The organism is Spartinivicinus poritis (genome assembly GCF_028858535.1).
GTDB lineage: Bacteria > Pseudomonadota > Gammaproteobacteria > Pseudomonadales > Zooshikellaceae > Spartinivicinus > Spartinivicinus poritis.
In genome coordinates, this window is the sequence record NZ_JAPMOU010000018.1 from 1 (window position 1) to 21709 (window position 21709).

Genomic DNA, 21709 nt, shown 5'->3' on the forward strand with positions numbered 1-21709 from the left:
TTCCGCTCGACTTGCATGTGTTAGGCCTGCCGCCAGCGTTCAATCTGAGCCATGATCAAACTCTTCAGTTTAAATCAGGTTGTCTTGCCAAAGCGCAAAACGCTTTTAACAAAACTAATTTCGGCTCATCGCGTTATCTAAATCTCAAATTTCTTTGACTTTTAGCGCAATGATAATTTTTGTCTCATCATTACAGCTAAAGCCCACATGAATTGTCTGATTAACTTGTTAAAGAACTTGTTAGCTGCGCTTGGCTCGCTAACTGAGGGCGCTCATTCTATCGTTTAACCTTTTAAAGTCAAGCGATTTTTTTCGCCCTTTCCGAAGAGAATTTTGAAAAGTTTTTTCAGCGACTCAGAAACTTTAAAAGCTCCCGGCAGTTGCTGTCTTTCCTGCTCATCTCCAGTCAGTGGCGGTGCATTCTACTGATTGCCCGCCTTATGTCAAGCTTATTCTTTCAAATATTTTTCAGCTCAAAAAGATAAGATTTAAATGCCTGCTTCAACACAATATAAGCAAGCATTTATGTATCTACTGATTGTTTTTAGCTGGAAAAATAAGCACCACCTGGGTAGGCGATGACTGCTTCTTTAACTTGATAAAGCTCATCAACTTTGAGCTTATTAAAGAGTCTGTAGCACAGTATTTTAAGTATAATCTGTTACAGCCAACATACCAAATGAAAAACCTTTTTTCCTCTCTTTAATAGATGGTACTTACCATACATGCCAGAAGTTTTGGAGATAACCGCTTCCTGATCAGCCACTTTTTGCCCATTTACACTAATGGCATTTTCTTTAATGAATTTACGTGCTTGCCCGACAGTAACCTGCCCCCTTGGCGTCAAAGCCAAACCAGTATCCACTAATAGCTCTGTCAAAGGCTTACTATCATCATTAATAACAGTAGTAGGCATACCATCAAGCGCCAGTTGGCTTAAATCACTTTCAGATAGGTTAGAAATGTCGCCAGCAAAAAGCGCATCAGAGATTCGCTTCGCCGCAACAACCCCTTCCTCTCCATGAACCAGCTTAGTAACTTCTTGAGCAAGAATACGTTGTGCAGACTTAGCGCCTTGAACTTTGGCATCCTCATCTTCTATTGCTTGGATTTCTTCTTCAGATAAAAAAGTAAAGTACCTTAAGAACCGATACACATCTGCATCTGCAGTGTTAATCCAAAACTGGTAAAAAGCATATTGAGAGGTTTTTGTCGGGTCTAACCAGATAGTACCCGTTTCAGTTTTACCAAACTTAGTACCATCAGCTTTAGTAACTAGTGGTAGAGTCAAGCCATAAGTTTGCGCTTGATGCATCCGACGAGCTAGATCGATACCCCCAGTAATATTTCCCCACTGATCACTACCGCCAATTTGAATCGTACAGTTATGCCGCTTGTATAACTCAGCAAAGTCATAAGACTGCAAAATCATGTAAGTAAATTCGGTGTACGATATGCCTGAGCCATCACGATCTATTCGCTGCTTAACTGATTCTTTGGCAATCATCGCATTAACAGAGAAATGTTTACCAATATCTCTTAAAAAAGCCAGGACATCTAGATTTTGGGTCCAATCCAGATTATTCACGACTTCTGCCGAATTCCAGCCACAATCAAAATCTATAAACTGACTGACTTGCTGCTTGATTTTATCTGTCCAGCCAGCAACAACGTCAGGTGTATTAAGTTTTCTCTCTGCTGCTTTAAAGCTAGGATCTCCAATCAACCCAGTTGCACCACCGACCAGTGCAATGGGTTTATGCCCAGCCTGCTGAAAACGCTTTAACGCTAATAACGGAACCAAACTTCCGATATGCAAACTATCTGCAGTTGGGTCAAAACCACAATAAATAACTCTTGGTTTTTCATTCATATGATCAGCCAGCTCTTCTGCTGCTGTCATTTGAGCAACCAGCTGTCTACGTTCCAAGTCGTTAATCAGCGCATTTTGACCATCTGCCATTGTAATACCTTAGTTACAAACACTGAGCACCCCTTCTTTCCTAATAATAAGTTTGTTTTGTGACAACATTAGCTAGGAAAGCGAGCACTATTAATTAAATCAAAATTTGTTTGAATAGAGTGAAGAACGGAATAGTAACAAAAAAATCAAAGGAGTTGGTGAGAAAGTCTTTTGGACTCTGCAGGAATTTCTTGATAAAAATGCAGTCTTACTCTATCACTTAAAGAAAAATTGATTATAGAGTAAACACTTAGCCCCACCCTTGCATAAAACACTGTAAAAAAGTCATGAATAAGATTGATTCTGCACGTAGCAAGTGGCAGCGCTTCCCTAAGCCTCACTTGGCAATAGCTTCGACAGTTGCACTAGGGGTAGCACTTTCGCTACTAAATGCTCCCGCAGAGGATGAGCCCCAAGTTGGCAACAACAAGAAACATACTTACTCTTTAACTATTGATGGAAATACAACTAATGAAGCATCCCCCTCTATAGCAAATAGCACTGAAGCAAACACGGCAAAAAAAGGCTTAACTAATACAGAAGTTGTGCAATCATCTGAAAAAGAACAGGCCCCACTGATCTCCTCAGAGCACTCCCCTGTAAAAACAGCAGTAGTAAAACATAATTCAATTCAGCAAACTCCGACCAACTCCTCATTTACTGAAGGAGATGATTTACCCCCCACTATAGATTTAACTGAGCCTAGTGATGAGCCTGTAAAGCACTTATTAGCTGTTAGCTCTGTGAATACTCTTGAAGCGACACAGCGCTCAATAGCAGCCAGCCAAGATAGTTTTGCTCATTCAACTAAAGATAAGAAACTGTCTTACACAGTGAAAAAAGGCGAGTCACTTTCAACTATTTTCAAAAAACAAGGCTTCAGTAGCTCAACGCTCTATAAAATCGTCTCCAGTAGTAAAGAAGCCAAGCGGCTCGCGAATATAATGCCAGGACAGCAACTGGCGTTTTTTGTCAGCCCAGAAGGTGAGCTCAAGCAGGTTAAGTATGTTCGCAACAACCTCGAAAGCTTAATAATTACCAAAGTAGATAACACCTATCAAACTCAGGAAATTATTCGCAAGCCTGCTATTCGACAAAAGATCTTAGCAGGTACGATCAACTCTTCACTGTTCAATGCTAGTCAAAGAGCTGGTCTACCCCACCGCTTAACGATGCAACTTGCTAATATTTTTGCATGGGATATCGATTTTGCCTTGGACATTCGCAAGGGTGATCATTTTAAGGTCATTATTGAAGAAAAATTTTTAGATGGTGAAAAAATTGGGGTTGGCAATATTCTAGCTGCCGAGTTCACCAACCGAGAAGAAACATTCAAGGCTATTCGCTATACCGACTCAGATAATCACGCCAGCTACTATACACCTGATGGGTTAAGCATGAGGAAAGCCTTTATTCGGACACCTGTCGCATTCAGTCGAATTAGTTCCCGCTTTAATCCAGGTAGACGCCATCCAATTCTGAATAAAATTCGCTCACACAAAGGCGTTGACTATGCAGCTCCTACTGGTACTCCGATAAAAGCAAGCGGAGATGGTAAAGTTTACTTTGCAGGCAGAAAAGGCGGGTATGGTCGAGCAGTTATTCTGCAACATGGTCAACGCTATAAAACCTTATACGGCCATATGAGTAGAATTAAGAAAGGCATTAGAAATGGTACACGGGTAAAACAAGGCCAAGTGATCGGTTATGTAGGGCAGTCTGGATTGGCTACCGGCCCTCATTTGCATTATGAGTTCCGTGTTAATGGCGTTCACAAAAATCCATTAACGGTAAAATTTCCAAAAGCACTACCCATAGCCAAAAAAGAGCGCTCTCGATTTATTCTAGTTGCCCAGCAAATGCTGGCTAAATTAGAAAATGGTGGGGCAGGGTCTGTAATTGCTTTAAAAAAATGACAGCACTCAAACCTCACTACTATTTAGGCCTCATGTCTGGCACCAGCATGGATGCTGTAGATGCGGCACTGGTGTGCTTTGAGCCAGAGTTTAAGCTGGTTGCTACTCACAATGTAGAAATTAGTGATCAGCTTAAACAGCAGATTGCTTTACTGGCCGACAGCAGCAATATTAGTGTAAACAACCTAGCTCAAATTGACCTTGAGCTAGGCTTGTTGTTTGCCCAAGCCTGCCAACAGCTAATAAAAAAATGCCATATAAGTTACAAAGCAATTGTCGCCATCGGTTCTCATGGGCAAACCATTCGCCACTATCCAGAACGTGGTTTTACTTGGCAGATTGGCGATCCCAATATCATTGCAGAAAAAACAGGGGTCACTACAGTTGCTGACTTTCGCCGTCGAGACTTAGCGGCTGGAGGAGAAGGTGCTCCCTTGGTACCCGCATTTCATGCCAGTGTTTTTCGCAGTAGCCAGGTTAACCGAGTGATAGCCAATCTTGGGGGAATTGCTAATATCACCATTCTTCCAAAAGACAATGCTCTACCAGTAATAGGGTTCGACACTGGGCCTGCAAATTCTTTATGTGATCTTTGGATTAAAAAGCACTTAGATCAAGCATTTGACCAAGCAGGTAGTTGGGCAGCAAAAGGAAATGTAGACACCTCATTATTAAATTTACTGCTGAGTAATAAGTATTTTCTTCAGCCTCCCCCTAAAAGCACTGGAAGAGAGCTTTTTAATTTAAATTGGCTCGAACAGCACTTACAAAAAGTACCAACTATTTTGCCTGTCGATGTGCAAGCAACTTTAGTTGAGCTAACAGCGATTAGCTTAGCCCAAGCGATTAAAAGTCACGGCTTTGAGGCTGGCGAGCTATACCTTTGTGGTGGAGGCGCCTTCAATGAACAACTAACCTGTCGGATAAAGCAGCACTTGGCTAGCTACCAAGTCACCACAACAGAAAAACTGGGTCTAAATCCTGCCTGGGTTGAAGCTGCTGCATTTGCCTGGCTTGCCAGGCAAACACTAGCCAACCTTCCTGGCAACTTACCATCAGTGACCAATGCCTCTGGACCAAGAATACTTGGAGCCATTTACCCTGGCACAGTCATTTGAGTTATTGGGGATCTAAAATCAGAAGCAATAAAACCTGCATATAAGCAGGTTTTATTATTTAAATCGAGAAAGATGAACCGCAACCACAGGTGGTTGAAGCGTTTGGGTTATTAACTACAAATTGAGAACCTTGCAGGCCTTCAACATAGTCAACCTCAGCCCCAACCAAGTACTGGAAGCTCAATGCATCAACAACCAGCTTAACCCCATCACGTTCTATTTGCGTATCATCATCGGCCATATCTTCATCAAAAGTAAAGCCATATTGAAACCCTGAACAACCACCGCCTGTAACAAACACTCTCAGCTTCAACTGCTCATTGCCTTCTTCTTCAATTAGGCTTTTCACTTTTGCTGCCGCATTGGCCGTAAAGGTCAGGGGGATACCAGGATCAAAAGTCTCTGCTGTCATCTCCACTCCAGTCAGACAAATCACTTCTGGGTAACCATTATCCAAGTAACCAAGTAATTTGGTCAACTAAAAAATTGCTATACGTACTGCTCAACCTTGCATCCACATACCACTCCAAAAGCCAAGCAATACTTTCGAGTTTAGCCCTTTAGCCAGTTGACTCCAATGCCGCTTTTGCCTGCTGTTTCAACGCTGGTGATGAAACTGACTGGTCTTTTTTACTGGTGACGACAGGCTTCTCTTTTTCTTTGCGTCGCTCAGCCACTTTGTTGGCTTTATGCTCCAACTTGCCATTGACTTGAGCGCCCATCACCATTTCAACCCGGTTGTAAAACACATTGCCTTCGATCAATGCTTTACTGGCCAGTTCTAGGCGCTCGCTAGCAAACACATCGCCATGTACTTTGCCATTGATAACCACATTAGGTGCTTTAATTTCACCTTCAATCACACCATTCTCAGCCAAGCGAATTTCACCTTCAGTCGAAGTAACATTACCTTTAATAATGCCCTCCACTTGTAACATACCTGAGAAGGTAATATCACCTGTTACTGACGTGCAGTTTGCTATCAGGGTGGTATGACCATGTTTTTCAACACTGATTTTTTTAGGTTTAGCCTTGCCCCACATTTAACTGGGTCTCCGTCTCAATCCACTTAACTCTTTTGGTTACTGTTTTTACCTTAGGCACCTTCGATCGGCCTGTTATCAATACATATTCAGGCTTGAAGCCAGCAGGTAAATCTATCACACCGAAACGATCATCGGGCCCTGGGATATTCTGAAAATATTTAAAACCTAATTTTATATCTTGCTGAGAAATATCTGTTGAAACACTTTTTAATGCTAGCTTCTGGGTTTTTCCTGATTTTTTTCCAACAATAGTAATGCTGACATGGCCTTGAAGCACGGCATTATTTTCTGCCACTTGGGTGACTAGCATCTTATATTGGTAACGACGAGGGTGCGTAGTTGGCTTTAAGATAAACCTTTCTATCTGCAACCCTTTGTCATTACTTTCTGGTGACATAATTTTTTTGTAAAAAGCCAGGTCTTGCTCTTGAGCAAGCTTGTCATTTTCTAGCTCCCGAACTTGTTCCTTAAGCGCTTTCACTAGCTCCTGGTCAACCTGCTTTTCTCGATTAAGGGATGCTACCTGCTGGCGCAATTGAGAAAGATCCAGACGTTGCTCTTGCTCAACCAAGCGTAGCTTATCCCTCTCTGCTATAATTTCCTGCTGAGAGCCTGTACCTACAAAGGCACCCAGCACATAACATGAAGCTGCTACAGCAAATAACAACAACCAATATAAAATCCGCTGAAAAACCCGTTGCACAGGATGATATGGCACTACAATTAACTTTTCCTGCTTAGACCCTTTAACTGCGGCCATCAAACTCCTCCACTCATTACGGCATTAACCCTGGCACGAGCAAGCTTTGTGCCTCCTCAATGCCCAGCATAATATTCATATTCTGGATAGCTTGGCCAGCTGCTCCTTTTACCAAGTTATCAATAGCTGACAAAACTACCACAATTTCACCATTTTGTGGTCGATGTACTGCCATTCTGCAGGTATTAGTGCCTTTCACTGTACGAGTATGAGGGTGTTCGCCTTGGGGGAGCACATCAACAAAAGGCTCATCCGCAAAGCGCTGCTCAAAAAGAGCTTGCAGGTCAGTTTGTTTATTCATCACCCTTGTATATAAGGTAGCATGAATACCACGAATCATTGGAGTAAGATGAGGTACAAAAGTTAAACCAACTGGTTGACCCTTCGCCATTTGCTGCAGTCCTTGACTTATCTCTGGTAAATGGCGATGTCCTGTAACACCATAAGCCGCCATATTCTCACTTGCCTCGCAAAGTAGTGAGCCTACTTTAACACCACGCCCAGCACCGCTGACTCCAGATTTTGCATCAGCAATTAAATAGCTGATGTCTGCTAAACCCTGCTCAATCAGTGGTAAAAAGCCAAGCTGCACTGCTGTTGGATAACAACCAGGATTAGCAACTAACTGAGCCTTCTTAATTAATTCTCGATTAACTTCTGGCAATCCATAAACAGCTTGTTGCAATACTTCAGGACATGTATGAGCACAGCCGTACCACTGCTCCCATACGTCAGGATCATGTAGCCGAAAATCAGCAGCTAAGTCGACTATTTTAATACCTTCTTTTAACAGTTCTGGTACAAGTTTCATTGCCACTCCATTAGGCGTGGCAAAAAAGACCAAGTCACATTCCGCTAATGTATCGATTGAAGGATTGGTAAAGCACAAGTCAACAAAACCTCGCAAACTAGGAAACATATCAGCAACCGCTATGCCTTGTTCCGTGCGAGAAGTAATTGCATGTAATTTTACTTGTGGATGATTAACTAACAGCCGCATTAATTCAGCGCCTGTATAGCCGGTTCCACCAACCAAACCTATCTTATACACCCCTTCAACCTCATATTACGAAATGGATGATTGGTTGGCATGATATAGCCTACAGCAGAATTTTAAAGTATTTTCTGACAACAGGTTTCGTACGCAAAACCCAATTACCCAATTAGGATTTCAAATAACAGCCAACACGTTGGCAACCAATGCGATGAATTCGCTTATTTCACACTATGAATCAACAGCCGCTACTACAAAGACTATTACAACGATTTCGTCACCAATTAGCAAATGTAGATGCCCTTCCTCAACTGGCCATTCTTGGGTTTATTGCAGGGCTATTCACAGGTATTGTTATTGTACTATTTCGGGCAGCAGTTGAAATTCCTCTTAGCTTGCTCCTTCCTTTTCAAGACCATGAGAACTTTGAGGGCATTTCACCTTTATGGCGCAGCATTCTTCCCTGCCTTGGCATCATTGCGCTAGTCGCATTTTTCTCTCGCTTAGCAGCCCAGCACCGTAAAGTCGGTATTGCTCATGTCATTGAACGACTTAATTTTCATCAAGGGCACCTACCTTGGAAAAATTTCTCTAGTCAGTTTTTTGGTGGTGTTATTGCTCTAATGTCAGGGCAGTCTTGTGGCCGTGAAGGGCCTGCTGTTCACTTAGGGGCGGCAGGTAGCAGCTTACTAGGTCAGTGGCTAAAGCTGCCTAACAATAGCATTCGCACACTGGTGGGTTGTGGCAGCGCAGCAGCTATTGCCGCAGGTTTTAATACACCAATGGCAGGCGTCATCTTTGCCATGGAAGTCATTATGATGGAGTACACCATTGTTGGCTTTACTCCAGTAATTATTGCTTCTGTTACTGCTGCAGTAGTATCTCAGCTTGTCTACGGTGCTGAACCCGCTTTCATTGTTCCCCAGTTGCAAATGGGCTCTCTAACGGAGCTGCCGTTAATGATTTTAGAAGCGGTTGTCATTGGCTCCCTTGCAGCGGCTTTTATTTGGCTGGTCCGATTTTTCTACCAACTTAAGTTTAGCTGGTGGCAAAAAATGCTTACTATTGGTTTTGTGACAGGTGCTGTTGGTATTTATATTCCAGAAGTATTGGGAATTGGTTATGACACAGTCAATGAGATACTGGTTGGCAATCTGACCTGGCAACTACTGATACTGCTTCTGCCTTGTAAACTCATTATTACTGCTGCTGTTTGTGGTACTGGAATTCCTGGAGGCATTATAGGCCCCTCACTATTAATAGGCGCTACTTTTGGTGCTTTAACCGGGGTTGCCAGCTTTACTTTGTTTCCAACCAATACAGCGAGTGAGGGGTTTTATGCCATGCTAGGCATGGGGGCAATGATGGGGGCCGTTTTACAAGCACCTCTCGCTGCATTGATTGCTGTATTAGAGCTCACTCAAAATCCTAATATTATCTTGCCAGCAATGCTCGTTATTGTAGTTGCAAACTTAACCAGTAGCGAAATATTTAAACAACCTTCTATCTTTACTGCATTATTAAAAGAGCAAGGACTAGACCCTACCAGCGACCCATTAAGCCAAGCCTTACGACGCATTGGTGTTGCCAGCATGATGGATCGGCGCTTTGTTCGTTTACCAAGACAGTGCAATTACGACGACGCTTGTCAGGCACTAGAAAGCAAACCTATGTGGGTTGTAATTGACGAAAAGCAGCCTGTTGCTATTTTGCTTGCAGCAGACTTAGCCCGCTACTTAGAAGCCAAGCGCTCAAGCAAATCAGCTGAAATAGAAAACCCTGATGACGATGATGCTTTACTCGACTTACTTGCGTTACCAGGTCAACGAAAAGATATTACGCCCCTTTACATTCAAGCAACACTCCAAGAAGCCAGAGAAAAACTCAAACAGACAGGTGTTGAGGCATTATATATTCAAAATGTTGGTGCCCCGCTTATTTCACCCATAAATGGCATTCTCACCAAAGAAGATATCGAGCGTTATTACCACCTAAAAAATAGCCCTAACAGGAGATAAAATACATGTTATATCTAGGCATCAAAGCCTTTCATATTATTGCGATGGTTTGTTGGTTTGCAGGGTTATTCTACTTACCCCGACTATTCGTTTATCATGCTATGGCCGATGACCAAACCAGTATTGACCGCTTTAAAGTGATGGAGCGTAAACTTTATCGAGGCATCACCACACCAGCTATGATAGCCACTATATTACTTGGCATCTGGCTATTAAGTTTTAACTTCCAAGGTTTTATGTCAGTGGGCTGGATGCATGCTAAATTAACGTTAGTTATTTTACTAATCATTTATCACTTCACTTGTGGCTACTTTGTTAAACAGTTTCGTGATGATAAAAACCGAAAAAATCACGTATTTTTTCGGTTTTTTAATGAAGCACCTGTAATATTACTAATTGGTATTATATTACTTGTTGAAATGCAGCCATTCTAACCCACAAAAATAAAGCGAGCATTGCTCGCTTTGTGTGATAGTTTCATAAAATACTTCAATTAAAGCCCTCTTAATACTTGTCGAGCATCATTATAATTAGGGTTAATTGATATAGCTCTTTTCAAGAAAAATTTAGCTTTTTCTGCTTGCTCTAACTTTTTATAAATCACTCCCAACTGATAGTGTATTTCAGCATTATCATCTTCTTGACCAATAAATTGCTTAATTAAATTTAACGCTTCTTGAAATTTACCCTGCGCCTGATAAATCCAGGCTAATGTTTGTCTAAATATCAACTTATGTGGTGCTAGCAAAATCGCTTGCCTTGCCCACTCTTCTGCTTTCGTCAGTTGATTTTTTTTCAAGGTTAGTTTTGCCAAGTTATTATAAGCCTCAGCCTCAGTTGGACGAATAGCTACAATTTTTTGATAAGCATTTATTGCCTGTGTATCAGCTCCCAGCTGTTCATGCAGAGTTGCTATTTTCATCCAAGCAGTAGACAAGTTATTTTGCAAGCTTATAGCTTGGTGATAAGCAGATAGCGCTTTAGTATATTGCTGCTTCTTTCTAAATAAATCTCCTAATAAAATATAAGCTGGCGCAAACTCTGGCTGGTAATCCAACAGCTTATCTAAAAACTGCTGGGCTTTGCTTAAATTTCCTTCTGCCATAGCAATATGCCCCATTGCCAACCATGACTGAGCGTACCAGGGCGCAATAATCGCAGCCTGTAAAAAATGTAGCTTCGCCTTATCCAATTGATTATCATTAATATACGCAACTGCCAAAGCATAGTGTACCTGCCCATGATCAGGTTTGATTGCTAGCGCCTTTTTATACGAATCAATTGCCAGGTCTGCACGCTTAAATACTTTAATATACAAGTCAGCAGCATCAACATAAGCGGGAAAGTAATTTGGGTCTAAGTACTGTGCTAATAAAAACTCTTTAAGGCTCATTTGAAAATCATGGACATAAAAATAATACCGACCAAGTGCTGCATGAGCTGCAGCCAAGTCAGGTGAAGTTGCCAATACATTATCAATCGCCTTTTTTGCTTGAACAGTATTATTTTGGCTAAAATAGCGATCTGCCTGCCATAAATAAAAACCATTAATTACTTCATTAAAGTGTGTTTGCTGGGCTGCTGGCTCAAATAAATCTGCCTTACTAAAATCAGGAGGTGCTTCAATCTCTGGAGAGAAGCTCACTAATGTATCTAAAATGGAATTGGAATAACCAACGGCGAAAGGACTTAACAAACAAAATAGTAAAAAACTTATATATTTACTGACTGCCATAGCGAACCCTCTTTAATAAGGGAGCTCCCTGCCACTATAAACTAACTGACGAATACGGATAACTCCATTGAACCAAGCCTGGAAATAACTTGCTTTTTCCAGATTAAAGAGGGCAATGCAGCTATTACACCAACTATTTGGACTGCGCTATTTTCAACAGCTCATTATTTAGGTTTAATCGCTAAAGGTGTTTTTTGTAAAGAAAAACAACGGCTAAATAAGAATAAATATCCACAGGGCTATTTATTATGAACAATGCATTCAGTTACTCTGATTATTAATAATAAAGAAGGTTAATTATATAGCTATTTTATCAACTGTTACTATTCGCTCAACTAAGAGTAGAGAATAAACTGTATCAATATTAGACAGTTTTATATTGGTGTATCAAACAGATCCTTTCTAATTTGGCTCTTCTTGTTTCGGCGCCTCATTATGAATGTATTCCCACCCATTATCACCATAAGACCAACCAGAGCCATTCACTGTGCTAAACCTGAAAATAACCAAACCACTCTTTGAGTCTGAAATTGAAAGTAAATAGCTTGGCTGCTGGTAATTATTTTTAGCACCAGTTTCTTTCATTTTCTGCCAATAGTCACCGTTAAAAAACCAACTGTCCCCTGTAAAAGTATCAAGCTTGATCGCTATGGGCTTACCTTCTTTGACTGAACTTTCTGTATAAATCTTATATCGCCCTGCAGTTTCACTTCCCCAGCCCACAGGAGCAATTACCAACCATCCCAATAACAGCCAAGACTTCCATAACCAGCTAACCATTCACTCTCACCTTTTAAAATAAGTTAACGCAATATAAAGAATATCTATTATTAATAATGCGTATAATCACTCTCGAAAACTATCCCGAATAATACCTACCTCTTTACCCAGTCAATGAAGTGCAATTTTTGTTTTACACTTAAGCTATAAAAGAAACCTATAAAAAAATGATAGATAATCATTTGAGAAGGGAATAGCTATTAAGGGCTGATTCGGTGCAAGCACAGTTATGACTACTCATCCAACCCAACCAGATTCTGCAGCAACAATTCCAGAGACAGCCCTCAGCGAGCCCTCAACAACCCAATCAACCATGCTTGCAGAGCTTTACGATGATGGCCTGAATGACGCCTGTCATATTCTCAAACAGCTAGATTACGATTTGCTCAGTATGAAACAAATCCCCTCTGATCAAACGCTAGAAAAAGCCAAGAACATACGAGTAATCTGGTTTATCAGCGGTTATAGCTTAACTGTATTGTTCTTGTTTTCGTTACTAGGCTTTCTTCCTTGGTGGATAGGCGGTTTTTTTGGTGTTGGGTTATTTTTATTAGGCTTAACGTGCGTAGATGGCTTTTTGCCTAATCAGTTAGGCGCCAATAGTTTTGCATTACTTACAGCAAAAAGGGAGCAACTTGAGCTTGAATTAAAAAAATACATCACCACCATTGAAGGCAGCCTTGGCTTTATTCACTTACTTCAACCATTAAGCTACTTTAACAAAAATCTCGAAAAGCACTACTTTATCCGCTTATGCGCCGCATCCCAGCAACATAGACTGATGAAACACCTGACTAATTACAGAGAGTTTCAGTTATATTACCAGTATCTTATTGAAGCTTTGGCCGCTAACGAAAAACGTGAGGCATGGATAAAAGCACACCCGAACCCTGATAGCGCACAATCTGAGCAAGCAAATAAAACAGCAGCAGCTTGAATACCTCTTCCACTCACTGTTAGTTTGCCAATACAGTTCTCTGATTAGCCCAATCCCTTAAATATTCAATTTCTTCTGCCATCACCACAGACAACGGACTAGTGCCTTTAATAGCAGCAACCAAGTGATGCATCTGCAGCTGTTGTTGCTCAGCTGCTGCTGAATATAATGCACCTACCACAGCTTGTTCAATTTCAGCACCAGAAAAGCCTTCCGTAATATCAGCTAACCGCTGAACATCAAACTCTTGGCAGTCTTGATCTCGTTTTGACAGATGTATTTCAAAGATAGAATGCCTAATTTCTACCCCTGGCAAATCCACAAAAAATATTTCATCTAATCGGCCTTTTCTGACTAATTCAGGCGGCAATTGAGAGATATCGTTAGAAGTAGCAACAATAAATACTTTGGTGGCTCGCTCAGCCATCCAAGTTAATAAAGTGCCCAATACGCGACGCGAAGTACCTTGATCATTAAGCCCTGTAGCAATACCTTTCTCAATCTCATCCATCCATAAGACACAAGGTGACATCAAGTCAGCCAATTTAAGTGCTTCTCGGAGGTTACGCTCAGTTTCGCCAAAATACTTATTATACAAAGCACCAAAGTCCAGCCGAAGTAATGGTACCCCCCATACTCCAGCTACAGCTTTAGCTGCTAGGCTTTTACCGCTGCCTTGAATACCTAGCAGCATTACTCCTTTGGGTTGATCTAGTGATTGATCAGTTTGTAAAAAAGCACTCTGTCTATCTTTCAGCCACTGTTTAAACCTTTCTAAACCTCCTACTTCAGAAAACTTAGCTGTGTCGTACTCAAAGCTTAAAATGCCCTCCATGTCCATCAAGGTAAACTTGGCTTTGTTTATTTCAGGCAAGTCATCAATAGTAATGGCGCCATCATCAAAAATAACACCACGAGCTAACTGGCGAGCCTCACCTGCCGACAGACCACGTAAATTAGCTACCAGCTTTTTCAGGGTTCTATTATCGGTTTTTACTTTTCGCCCACGATGTTGATTCGACCAGTTAGCAGCTTCCTCCCTAACAATATTTAGCAGCTGGTCATCTGAAGGCAGCGACAACTCAAAGTGAGCCCCGTAACGTTTCAGCTCAGGAGGCAGCTCAAATCGATGGCTTAAAAACACTACAGTATGCTTAAGCTGATCATACTGAAGCGCTATTTCTTTAAGTAGCCGAATATTTTTGGGCTCATCTTCCAAATAAGGGTGAAAATCACATAACACATATAGCCCTGGATCCGGTGACTGCTTAATCAGCTGTAGTGCAGCTTCTGGCGTTTCAAACCCTTGATCTTGATCAAGGTCAATTCCAAAGCCAAGCCGTTGCATACCTGTAGTAATTGCCCATGAAAACAAGGCTAACTGCCGTTTAATAGCAAGCCGTGTCATCAATTGCAGCACTCGCGGCTCTTCATAGGATTCAACGACTACCAGAGCTACTCCTGAATCAAGAACCAAACAAAGGTCATGGATATCTGTTTTCAAGTGCCCCTCCTAAATAACGCTAGTAACATCAATAATACACAACAGTTGCGTTTCCAAATGACTGTCGTAAACTGCTGCCTCTCGTTATAGTTACTTAAGGCAGCCAGTTGTAGCTACACTCGACAGTAACCACATTTGACAATAGCAAGGACCCATCACTGTGGATTGTTTATTCTGCAAAATTGCAGCAGGGGAAATCCCCTCTAATAAAGTATATGAAGATGATCAGGTATATGCATTTCATGATATTAATCCTGGCGCCCCAACTCACTTTTTAATTATACCTAAACAACATATTGCTACTCTGAATGATGCAGGTACAGAGCACCAAGCATTACTTGGCCATATACAGTTGGTTGCTAGTAAACTATGTAAAGAAATGGGGCTTGCCGAAGAAGGCTACCGAACAGTATTTAACTGTAACAAGCAGGCAGGTCAGACAGTATTTCATATCCATTTGCATGTATTAGGCGGTCGAGCTTTGCGCTGGCCTCCCGGTTAAACACTCACAATAGGAATGCAGCAGTATGTCCAAAGACGCAAGGCGACTCTCAATTCTTGATAAGTTTATCAGTCAATCAGATCAAGTATTGCGAACCCTGAACCGGCATGCTCACCAGCCTTCAAGACCCTCTCCCGCGGCTGGAGCCAAAGATGATGCATTATCTGAGTTAGAACAGCGTCATGCAGCAGGACTAATGCGGGTTAACCACAGTGGTGAAGTATGTGCTCAAGCGCTTTATCAAGGCCAAGGGCTTACTGCAAAGCTACCTGATGTCAGAGAAGAGATGGAACAGGCAGCCCAAGAAGAAGTCGACCACCTTGCCTGGTGTGAAGAGCGATTAGAGCAACTCAACAGCCGACCAAGCTTATTAAACCCTGTTTGGTATGGTTTATCTTTTTCAATTGGTGCACTTGCAGGAGCACTTGGCGACAAGTGGAGTTTAGGGTTCGTTGCAGCAACAGAAAACCAAGTCTGCAAACACCTTTCAGGGCATCTTCAGTCATTACCAGTTCAAGACACCAAAAGCCGAGCAATTGTAGAGCAAATGCTGGTTGATGAGGCTTCTCATGAAGAAAAAGCACTTGCGGCTGGTGGCATCAATTTCCCTAAGCCCATTAAATTATTTATGACAGCCACTTCTAAGCTTATGACAAAAACTGCTTATCATATTTAAAAATAGTCCTGCTGAGCTTTTAAGAAATTTTAAATAAAGCTTGTTACAAGACCAACAAAACATTTGAAGCATCTAAATAATACAATTCAGATGCTTCATTTTATTAACAAGCAGATTCAATCGTTCGTTTGAATCTCATAATCGTGACTGATTTCAACACCTGCTTTAGTTAACATAATTGAAGCTGAGCAATATTTTTCGGCAGATAACTGAACAGCTCGTTTAACATGCACTTCTTTAAGGTCTTTTCCCTTAATCACAAAATGCAAATGAATTTTGCTAAAAACAGCTGGCACCTCATCAACTCGCTCAGCACTAATATCTACATAACAATCAGTCACTTGCTGTTTCGATTTTTGTAATATTGTCATCACATCAAAGGAAGAACAGCCCCCCACCCCTAGCAATAACATTTCCATTGGGCGAATACCTAAGTTACGTCCACCTTGATCAGGAGGCCCATCCATAACAGCCGTATGACCACTGCCAGACTCACCTAAAAACATTACACCATCAATCCATCTTACTTTTGCTTGCATTTTGCTACCTTAACGTACTACTTTTGATAATAAAGAGATTGAAAGAACCACTTAAAAATTCATCCATATTAAGTAAAGTGTTAAGTTTCACGGCAAAGAAATGATCTATCTCCGCAAAAAGATGGACGAACATCATAATTTAAACACTTAACCTTTAATCAAACTAGAACAAAACGAATTTTGTGGTAATAATGAAAACTAAAAATAATAGGATGTTATTGATAATTTTTTTGGACCCGCTATATGGTTGCAATTACCCCAACACCAAAGATTAAAGATTTAGACAAGTTTCTTTCACTATGCCATCGTCGGCGTTACAGTGCGAAAAGCACGATTATATATGCAGGCGATAGTAGTGATTCTTTATACTACATTGTTAAAGGCTCGGTCACTATCCTGATTGAGGATGATGACGGTCGAGATATCATTATTGCCTACCTCAACGAAGGTGACTTCTTCGGTGAAATGGGTTTATTTCTTGACGAAAAAGATAGCTCAAGAAGCGCTTGGGTTAGAGCTAAAACTGAGTGTGAAGTTGCAGAAATCAGCTACAACAAGTTCCGCGAGTACTGCGATGATGACCCAGAAATGCTGTTTGCTATTGGCAAGCAAATCGCCAGCCGCTTAAGAAATACTACTCGCAAAGTAGGCGACTTAGCTTTCCTTGATGTGACTGGACGTGTAGCTCGCACTTTACTTGATTTATGTAAAGAGCCAGATGCAATGACTCACCCAGATGGCATGCAAATTAAAATTACTCGCCAGGAAATTGGCCGCATTGTTGGCTGTTCTCGAGAAATGGTTGGCCGAGTATTAAAAACCCTAGAAGAGCAAGGCTTAGTGTCAGTAAAAGGAAAGACTATGGTGGTGTACGGCACCCGTTAGCACAAAGCCAGCGAAATAAAAAACCCAACATCCTATCCAATAAATGGGCGACATTGAGTCGCCTTTTTATTTATTGCTAGCTTTTTATTTTACTAACCTATTTATTAATAAAAAGTGCAGCTAGCTGCTTACCAGGCTCATCTGCCTTCATGAACGCCTCTCCTACCAAAAAGGCATAGACATCATGCGCCAGCATAGACTGGACATCATTTGTTGTATGAATTCCACTCTCAGTAACAACCAGCCGGTTATCAGGCAACTGCTTGAGTAGCTTAAAAGTAGTTTCCAAGCTCACATCAAAAGTGTGTAAATTACGGTTATTTATTCCCAGTAAAAACTCCCCAGATAACTGTAGTGCCCGCTCAAGCTCAGCTTCATCATGCACTTCAACAAGCACATCCAAGCCTAACTTTTGTGCCAATTGATTAAGGCCTTTCAGCTGCTCATCACTGAGTGCAGAAACAATCAAAAGGATACAATCGGCCCCCAGACATCGAGCCTCATACAGTTGATAAGGATCAATAGTGAAGTCTTTTCTTAATACAGGTAGATCACAAGCTGCTCTTGCCTGCTGCAAGTAGCTATCATGGCCCTGAAAAAAATCTTGATCTGTTAATACCGATAAACAAGTAGCACCCCCTTGCTGGTAGCTTTTCGCAATTGCTGCCGGCTCAAATGCTTCTCGAATCACCCCTTTGCTAGGAGACGCCTTTTTGATCTCTGCAATTACTGCAGGTTGCTTTGCCTGTACTTTAGCCTCAACAGCAGCCTTGAAGCCTCGACAAGCAGGAGCACTACTAGCTAACTCAATCAACTGCTCTATTGGTTTTTTTTGTAAACGCTCAGCTATTTCCTCTTCTTTACGAGCGAGGATTTTCTTTAACACAGTTGGCGTATTCATTAATTACTCATCATCTTTCTGGGTTGCATAACGGGTAAAGCTGGCAAGCTCTGCCATTTTTTCTTTAGCCAAACCACTATAGATGGCATCTTGTGCATCTTTTACCCCTTCAGCTAAGTCATCTGCCAGCCCAGCTACATAAATAGCAGCACCTGCATTTAATGCAATGATATCGGCTGCTTTACTAGCATTAGAGCCCTTTTGTTTACCCAAAGCATCTTGTATCAGCGCATAGCTTTCCTCTGGGCCAGCGACTTCTAAGCCAATTAAGCTTTGGCTATTAATACCAAAGTCTTCAGGCTTGATTGTATACTCTTTAACCTCTCCATTTTTAAGCTCAGCGACATAGGTCTGATTAGCAATCGAAATTTCATCCAAACCATCAGCTGAGTGCACTACCATGACATGCTCACTTCCTAGTCGCTTCATCACATTAGCCATATGCTTAGCTAACGGTTTGCTAAATACACCGATCACTTGCCGCTTAACTCTTGCTGGATTGGTCATTGGCCCAAGCATATTAAACAGGGTTCGAACCCCCATTTCTTTACGAGGACCAATGGCATACTTCATAGCTCCGTGATGCAAAGGTGCAAACATAAATCCTAGCCCTACATGCTCAACAGCACGAGCAATTTGTTCACTGGTTAGATCTAACTTTATTCCAGCAGCTTCTAGCAGGTCTGCACTACCTGACTTACCCGATACAGAGCGATTACCATGTTTGGCAACATGGCCTCCTGCAGCAGCAACTACAAATGCAGCAGCCGTAGATACATTAAAAATATTAGCTCCATCACCACCGGTACCACAGGTATCGACTAAGTTTTCTGTTTCAATTTCAACGGGAGTGACTAATTCCCTCATTACTTGTGCAGCGCCAGTTATCTCATCAATGCTTTCACTTTTCATCCGCAGGCCAACCAGAAACGCTGCGATTTGCGCATCGGTTGCCTGCCCTGTCATGATTTGCCTCATGACCAAGACCATTTCTTCGGTACTTAAATCACGGTGATCAATTACTGTTGCTATTGCTTGCTTTATATCCATGAATAGGCACCTTAGCAGGTCTGTTGCAGGAAGTTATTCAGCAATTCATGTCCTTGCCTGGTCATAATCGACTCTGGATGGAACTGAACCCCTTCTATAGCTAATGTTTTATGGCGAACCCCCATGATCTCATCCAGCTCGCCTTGCTCTGTTTCAGTCCAAGCTGTAACTTCCAAGCAGTCAGGTAGTGAATCAGCTTCTAGCACCAGTGAGTGATAGCGAGTGGACTGCAACGGATTTTCCAGCCCTTGAAATACTCCCTGATTAGCATGTTTAACGGGAGACACTTTTCCATGCATCACTTGCTTAGCTCGTATGACCTTGCCACCAAACACCTGCCCAATACTTTGATGGCCCAAGCAAACCCCCAAAATAGGCAGCTTGCCTGCAAAATGCTCGATCACAGCCATTGAAATACCTGCTTCATTCGGGGTACATGGTCCAGGTGAAACGACAATTCTTTCCGGGTTCAACTGCTTTATATCAGCAAGCGAAATTTCATCATTTCGATGGACCTGTACATCAGCCCCAAGCTCTGCTAGATACTGAACGATGTTGTAGGTAAATGAGTCGTAATTATCAATCATCAATAACATTGTACACCCCCAATTATTCCACTAAGCCTTTTTCTGCCATTGCTACTGCACTAAACATGGCACGCCCTTTATTGAGGGTTTCTTTCCACTCCAAACTTGGGTCTGAATCTGCCACAACGCCAGCCCCAGCCTGAATATAAAGCTGCTGATCTTTAATCACTGCTGTTCGAATGGCAATGGCTGTATCCATATTGCCATGCCAGGACAAATACCCCACAGCCCCACCATAAACACCTCGTTTAGTGGTTTCTAACTCATCAATTATTTCCATTGCACGGACTTTTGGGGCACCACTAAGCGTTCCAGCAGGCAATGTTGCCTTGAGTACATCCAGTGCAGACAGCTCAGACTTCACCTGACCTATCACATTGGACACTATATGCATCACATGGGAGTAACGCTCGATTACCATTTGATCAGTTAATTTTACTGTCCCAGTTTGAGCAACTCGACCAACATCATTACGGCCTAAATCGATCAGCATCAGGTGCTCAGCCAGCTCTTTAGGGTCGGCCAATAACTCTTTTTCTAAAGCGAGATCCTGCTCCTCGGTTTTACCACGCTTGCGAGTACCAGCAATTGGCCGCACAGTTACTTGGCCATCTTCCAAATGGGCGAGTATCTCTGGAGAAGAACCCACTACATGGAAATCACCCAAATCAAGATAGTACATATAAGGTGAAGGATTTAGACAGCGTAGAGCTCGATATAAGTTTAATGGTGGAGAATGAAATGGCACATGCATCCGTTGCGAGAGCACAACCTGCATTGCATCACCCGCTAAAATGTATTCTTTAACTTTCTCAACTGACGCTTCAAATTTGTCTTGGCCAACCGACGATTTAAAGTCTACTTCTGTAACTTCCCTTTTCTGTCCAGACACTGGCGCGGTAAAAGGCTTGGAGTGGAGTGTTTCAACCAACTCATGGAGGCGCTGCTTTGCTAAGCTCAAACTATCTGTTTGGCCTGGATCAGCCATAACTACAAATAATATTTTGCCTGTTAAGTTGTCAAAGATAACCACTTCCTCAGACAGCACGAGAAAAATATCAGGGGTATTTAACTCGTCAGGAGGTGTGGTTTTTTGTAACTTCGGTTCAATATACCGCACTGTGTCGTAAGCAAAATACCCAACCAAACCACCAAAAAAGCGTGGCAGTCCAGAAAGTTGGGGGACTTTAAACTGGGCTTGATAGTCAGCAATATAATTAAGGGGGTTTTGGTCTTGTCGAGTCTCTACCAGCTGGCCACTAACATACCGTTTGATTTCAAAGCCTGTTACCAGAATTTGTTCTTTGGCGGGCAAGCCAATAATGGAGTACCGCCCCCATTTTTCACCTCCTTGAACAGACTCTAATAAATAGCTCAAAGGTTGGTTGGCGAGCTTTAAATAAGTACTAAGTGGTGTATCTAGGTCAGCTAGCACTTCATGGGTGACGGGAATACGATTATAGCCTGCAGCAGCCAGGCGGGAAAATTGCTCCGGGGTCATAGTGTCTCCTATTGTTAAACATCGTGATTAGTTTGCTTTGTATTAAACAAGCCACCAATTACGCCATCGCCAGCTATGTACAAGGTCATCAGACATAGTTAGACGTGGGTTAACAATAAAGCCGCTATGACTCACGCTTGTCTCCAATTTACTGATTAAAAAATAAATGTTTTATCTGTTAGCTACTATGCAGCTGCTCAACTTAATCATACCCTATTAAAGTACCAAGCTAGAAGCAACAAAAAATACAACAGGTTTTACTCTTTGCTAGCCACTCTAAACTAGCTACTTTGAGTG

Annotated in this window: 21 protein-coding genes and 1 rRNA gene; 8 read left to right on the forward strand and 14 right to left on the reverse strand. The window is 41.9% G+C overall.

Features of this window, described 5'->3' with window-relative positions; all coding sequences use genetic code 11:
- Both ORQ98_RS14540 and tyrS read right to left on the reverse strand, forming a co-directional pair.
- Positions 1-71, reverse strand: a 16S ribosomal RNA gene (locus ORQ98_RS14540); the annotation flags it as partial.
- Between the two features lie 590 nt (positions 72-661).
- On the reverse strand, positions 662-1963 hold the full coding sequence (gene tyrS / locus ORQ98_RS14545; RefSeq protein WP_274689535.1) for a tyrosine--tRNA ligase: 1302 nt from the start codon (positions 1961-1963) through the stop codon (positions 662-664).
- Between the two features lie 287 nt (positions 1964-2250).
- On the opposite strand from tyrS, the gene ORQ98_RS14550 reads away from it, so the two are divergent.
- Positions 2251-3879: a peptidoglycan DD-metalloendopeptidase family protein gene (locus tag ORQ98_RS14550; RefSeq protein WP_274689536.1), complete on the forward strand. Its 1629-nt coding sequence runs from the start codon at positions 2251-2253 to the stop codon at positions 3877-3879.
- The gene (locus ORQ98_RS14555) at positions 3876-4997 is read left to right on the forward strand and encodes an anhydro-N-acetylmuramic acid kinase (RefSeq protein WP_274689537.1); all 1122 of its coding nucleotides are present in this window, start codon (positions 3876-3878) and stop codon (positions 4995-4997) included. Before ORQ98_RS14550 ends, ORQ98_RS14555 begins: the two co-directional genes overlap by 4 nt.
- Before the next feature lie 58 nt (positions 4998-5055).
- Here the strand turns inward: ORQ98_RS14555 and erpA are convergent, their stop codons facing one another.
- From erpA to argC, 4 genes are all read right to left on the reverse strand, one after another.
- Positions 5056-5409, reverse strand: a complete 354-nt coding sequence (gene erpA, locus ORQ98_RS14560) for an iron-sulfur cluster insertion protein ErpA (protein ID WP_274689631.1) — start codon at positions 5407-5409, stop codon at positions 5056-5058.
- A 148-nt stretch (positions 5410-5557) separates the two neighbouring features.
- Positions 5558-6040: a bactofilin family protein gene (locus ORQ98_RS14565; RefSeq protein ID WP_274689538.1), complete on the reverse strand. Its 483-nt coding sequence runs from the start codon at positions 6038-6040 to the stop codon at positions 5558-5560.
- Positions 6024-6803: a DUF6776 family protein gene (locus ORQ98_RS14570; RefSeq protein WP_274689539.1), complete on the reverse strand. Its 780-nt coding sequence runs from the start codon at positions 6801-6803 to the stop codon at positions 6024-6026. Before ORQ98_RS14570 ends, ORQ98_RS14565 begins: the two co-directional genes overlap by 17 nt.
- Before the next feature lie 16 nt (positions 6804-6819).
- On the reverse strand, positions 6820-7854 hold the full coding sequence (gene argC, locus ORQ98_RS14575; RefSeq protein WP_274689540.1) for an N-acetyl-gamma-glutamyl-phosphate reductase: 1035 nt from the start codon (positions 7852-7854) through the stop codon (positions 6820-6822).
- A 176-nt stretch (positions 7855-8030) separates the two neighbouring features.
- Between argC and ORQ98_RS14580 the strand changes: the two genes are divergently transcribed.
- Both ORQ98_RS14580 and hemJ read left to right on the forward strand, forming a co-directional pair.
- The gene (locus ORQ98_RS14580) at positions 8031-9815 is read left to right on the forward strand and encodes a chloride channel protein (protein ID WP_274689541.1); all 1785 of its coding nucleotides are present in this window, start codon (positions 8031-8033) and stop codon (positions 9813-9815) included.
- Positions 9816-9820: 5 nt separating this feature from the next.
- Entirely contained in the window at positions 9821-10249 is a 429-nt protein-coding gene (hemJ, locus tag ORQ98_RS14585) for a protoporphyrinogen oxidase HemJ (protein ID WP_274689542.1), read from the forward strand.
- Positions 10250-10308: 59 nt separating this feature from the next.
- Here hemJ and ORQ98_RS14590 read toward each other — a convergent pair whose 3' ends face one another.
- A complete protein-coding gene (locus ORQ98_RS14590; RefSeq protein WP_274689543.1) occupies positions 10309-11550 on the reverse strand; it encodes a tetratricopeptide repeat protein in 1242 nt (413 codons plus the stop codon).
- Positions 11551-11952: 402 nt separating this feature from the next.
- The gene (locus ORQ98_RS14595) at positions 11953-12330 is read right to left on the reverse strand and encodes a hypothetical protein (protein ID WP_274689544.1); all 378 of its coding nucleotides are present in this window, start codon (positions 12328-12330) and stop codon (positions 11953-11955) included.
- Positions 12331-12559: 229 nt separating this feature from the next.
- Here ORQ98_RS14595 and ORQ98_RS14600 point away from each other — a divergent pair, with 229 nt between their 5' ends.
- The gene (locus ORQ98_RS14600) at positions 12560-13267 is read left to right on the forward strand and encodes a hypothetical protein (protein WP_274689545.1); all 708 of its coding nucleotides are present in this window, start codon (positions 12560-12562) and stop codon (positions 13265-13267) included.
- A gap of 19 nt (positions 13268-13286) precedes the next feature.
- Here ORQ98_RS14600 and ORQ98_RS14605 read toward each other — a convergent pair whose 3' ends face one another.
- Positions 13287-14771 carry an AAA family ATPase gene (locus tag ORQ98_RS14605; protein WP_274689546.1) on the reverse strand — a complete coding sequence of 495 codons (1485 nt, stop codon included), beginning with the start codon at positions 14769-14771 and terminating at the stop codon, positions 13287-13289.
- A gap of 160 nt (positions 14772-14931) precedes the next feature.
- On the opposite strand from ORQ98_RS14605, the gene ORQ98_RS14610 reads away from it, so the two are divergent.
- Both ORQ98_RS14610 and coq7 read left to right on the forward strand, forming a co-directional pair.
- On the forward strand, positions 14932-15273 hold the full coding sequence (locus tag ORQ98_RS14610) for a histidine triad nucleotide-binding protein (protein WP_274689547.1): 342 nt from the start codon (positions 14932-14934) through the stop codon (positions 15271-15273).
- Positions 15274-15298: 25 nt separating this feature from the next.
- A complete protein-coding gene (gene coq7, locus ORQ98_RS14615) occupies positions 15299-15949 on the forward strand; it encodes a 2-polyprenyl-3-methyl-6-methoxy-1,4-benzoquinone monooxygenase (protein WP_274689548.1) in 651 nt (216 codons plus the stop codon).
- 116 nt (positions 15950-16065) lie between these two features.
- Here coq7 and ORQ98_RS14620 read toward each other — a convergent pair whose 3' ends face one another.
- Positions 16066-16488, reverse strand: a complete 423-nt coding sequence (locus tag ORQ98_RS14620) for an OsmC family protein (protein WP_274689549.1) — start codon at positions 16486-16488, stop codon at positions 16066-16068.
- A gap of 243 nt (positions 16489-16731) precedes the next feature.
- Here ORQ98_RS14620 and crp point away from each other — a divergent pair, with 243 nt between their 5' ends.
- The gene (crp, locus tag ORQ98_RS14625) at positions 16732-17373 is read left to right on the forward strand and encodes a cAMP-activated global transcriptional regulator CRP (protein ID WP_180570354.1); all 642 of its coding nucleotides are present in this window, start codon (positions 16732-16734) and stop codon (positions 17371-17373) included.
- A 97-nt stretch (positions 17374-17470) separates the two neighbouring features.
- On the opposite strand, the gene trpC is transcribed toward crp, so the two are convergent.
- The 4 genes from trpC to trpE are packed head-to-tail and all read right to left on the reverse strand — an operon-like array spanning position 17471 to position 21412.
- Complete coding sequence (gene trpC, locus ORQ98_RS14630) at positions 17471-18274, reverse strand: indole-3-glycerol phosphate synthase TrpC (RefSeq protein ID WP_274689550.1); 804 nt, start codon at positions 18272-18274, stop codon at positions 17471-17473.
- Positions 18275-18277: 3 nt separating this feature from the next.
- On the reverse strand, positions 18278-19324 hold the full coding sequence (gene trpD / locus ORQ98_RS14635) for an anthranilate phosphoribosyltransferase (RefSeq protein ID WP_274689551.1): 1047 nt from the start codon (positions 19322-19324) through the stop codon (positions 18278-18280).
- 11 nt (positions 19325-19335) lie between these two features.
- Positions 19336-19920 carry an aminodeoxychorismate/anthranilate synthase component II gene (locus tag ORQ98_RS14640; RefSeq protein ID WP_274689552.1) on the reverse strand — a complete coding sequence of 195 codons (585 nt, stop codon included), beginning with the start codon at positions 19918-19920 and terminating at the stop codon, positions 19336-19338.
- Between the two features lie 13 nt (positions 19921-19933).
- The gene (gene trpE / locus ORQ98_RS14645) at positions 19934-21412 is read right to left on the reverse strand and encodes an anthranilate synthase component I (RefSeq protein WP_274689553.1); all 1479 of its coding nucleotides are present in this window, start codon (positions 21410-21412) and stop codon (positions 19934-19936) included.
- Positions 21413-21709: the final 297 nt, after the last annotated feature.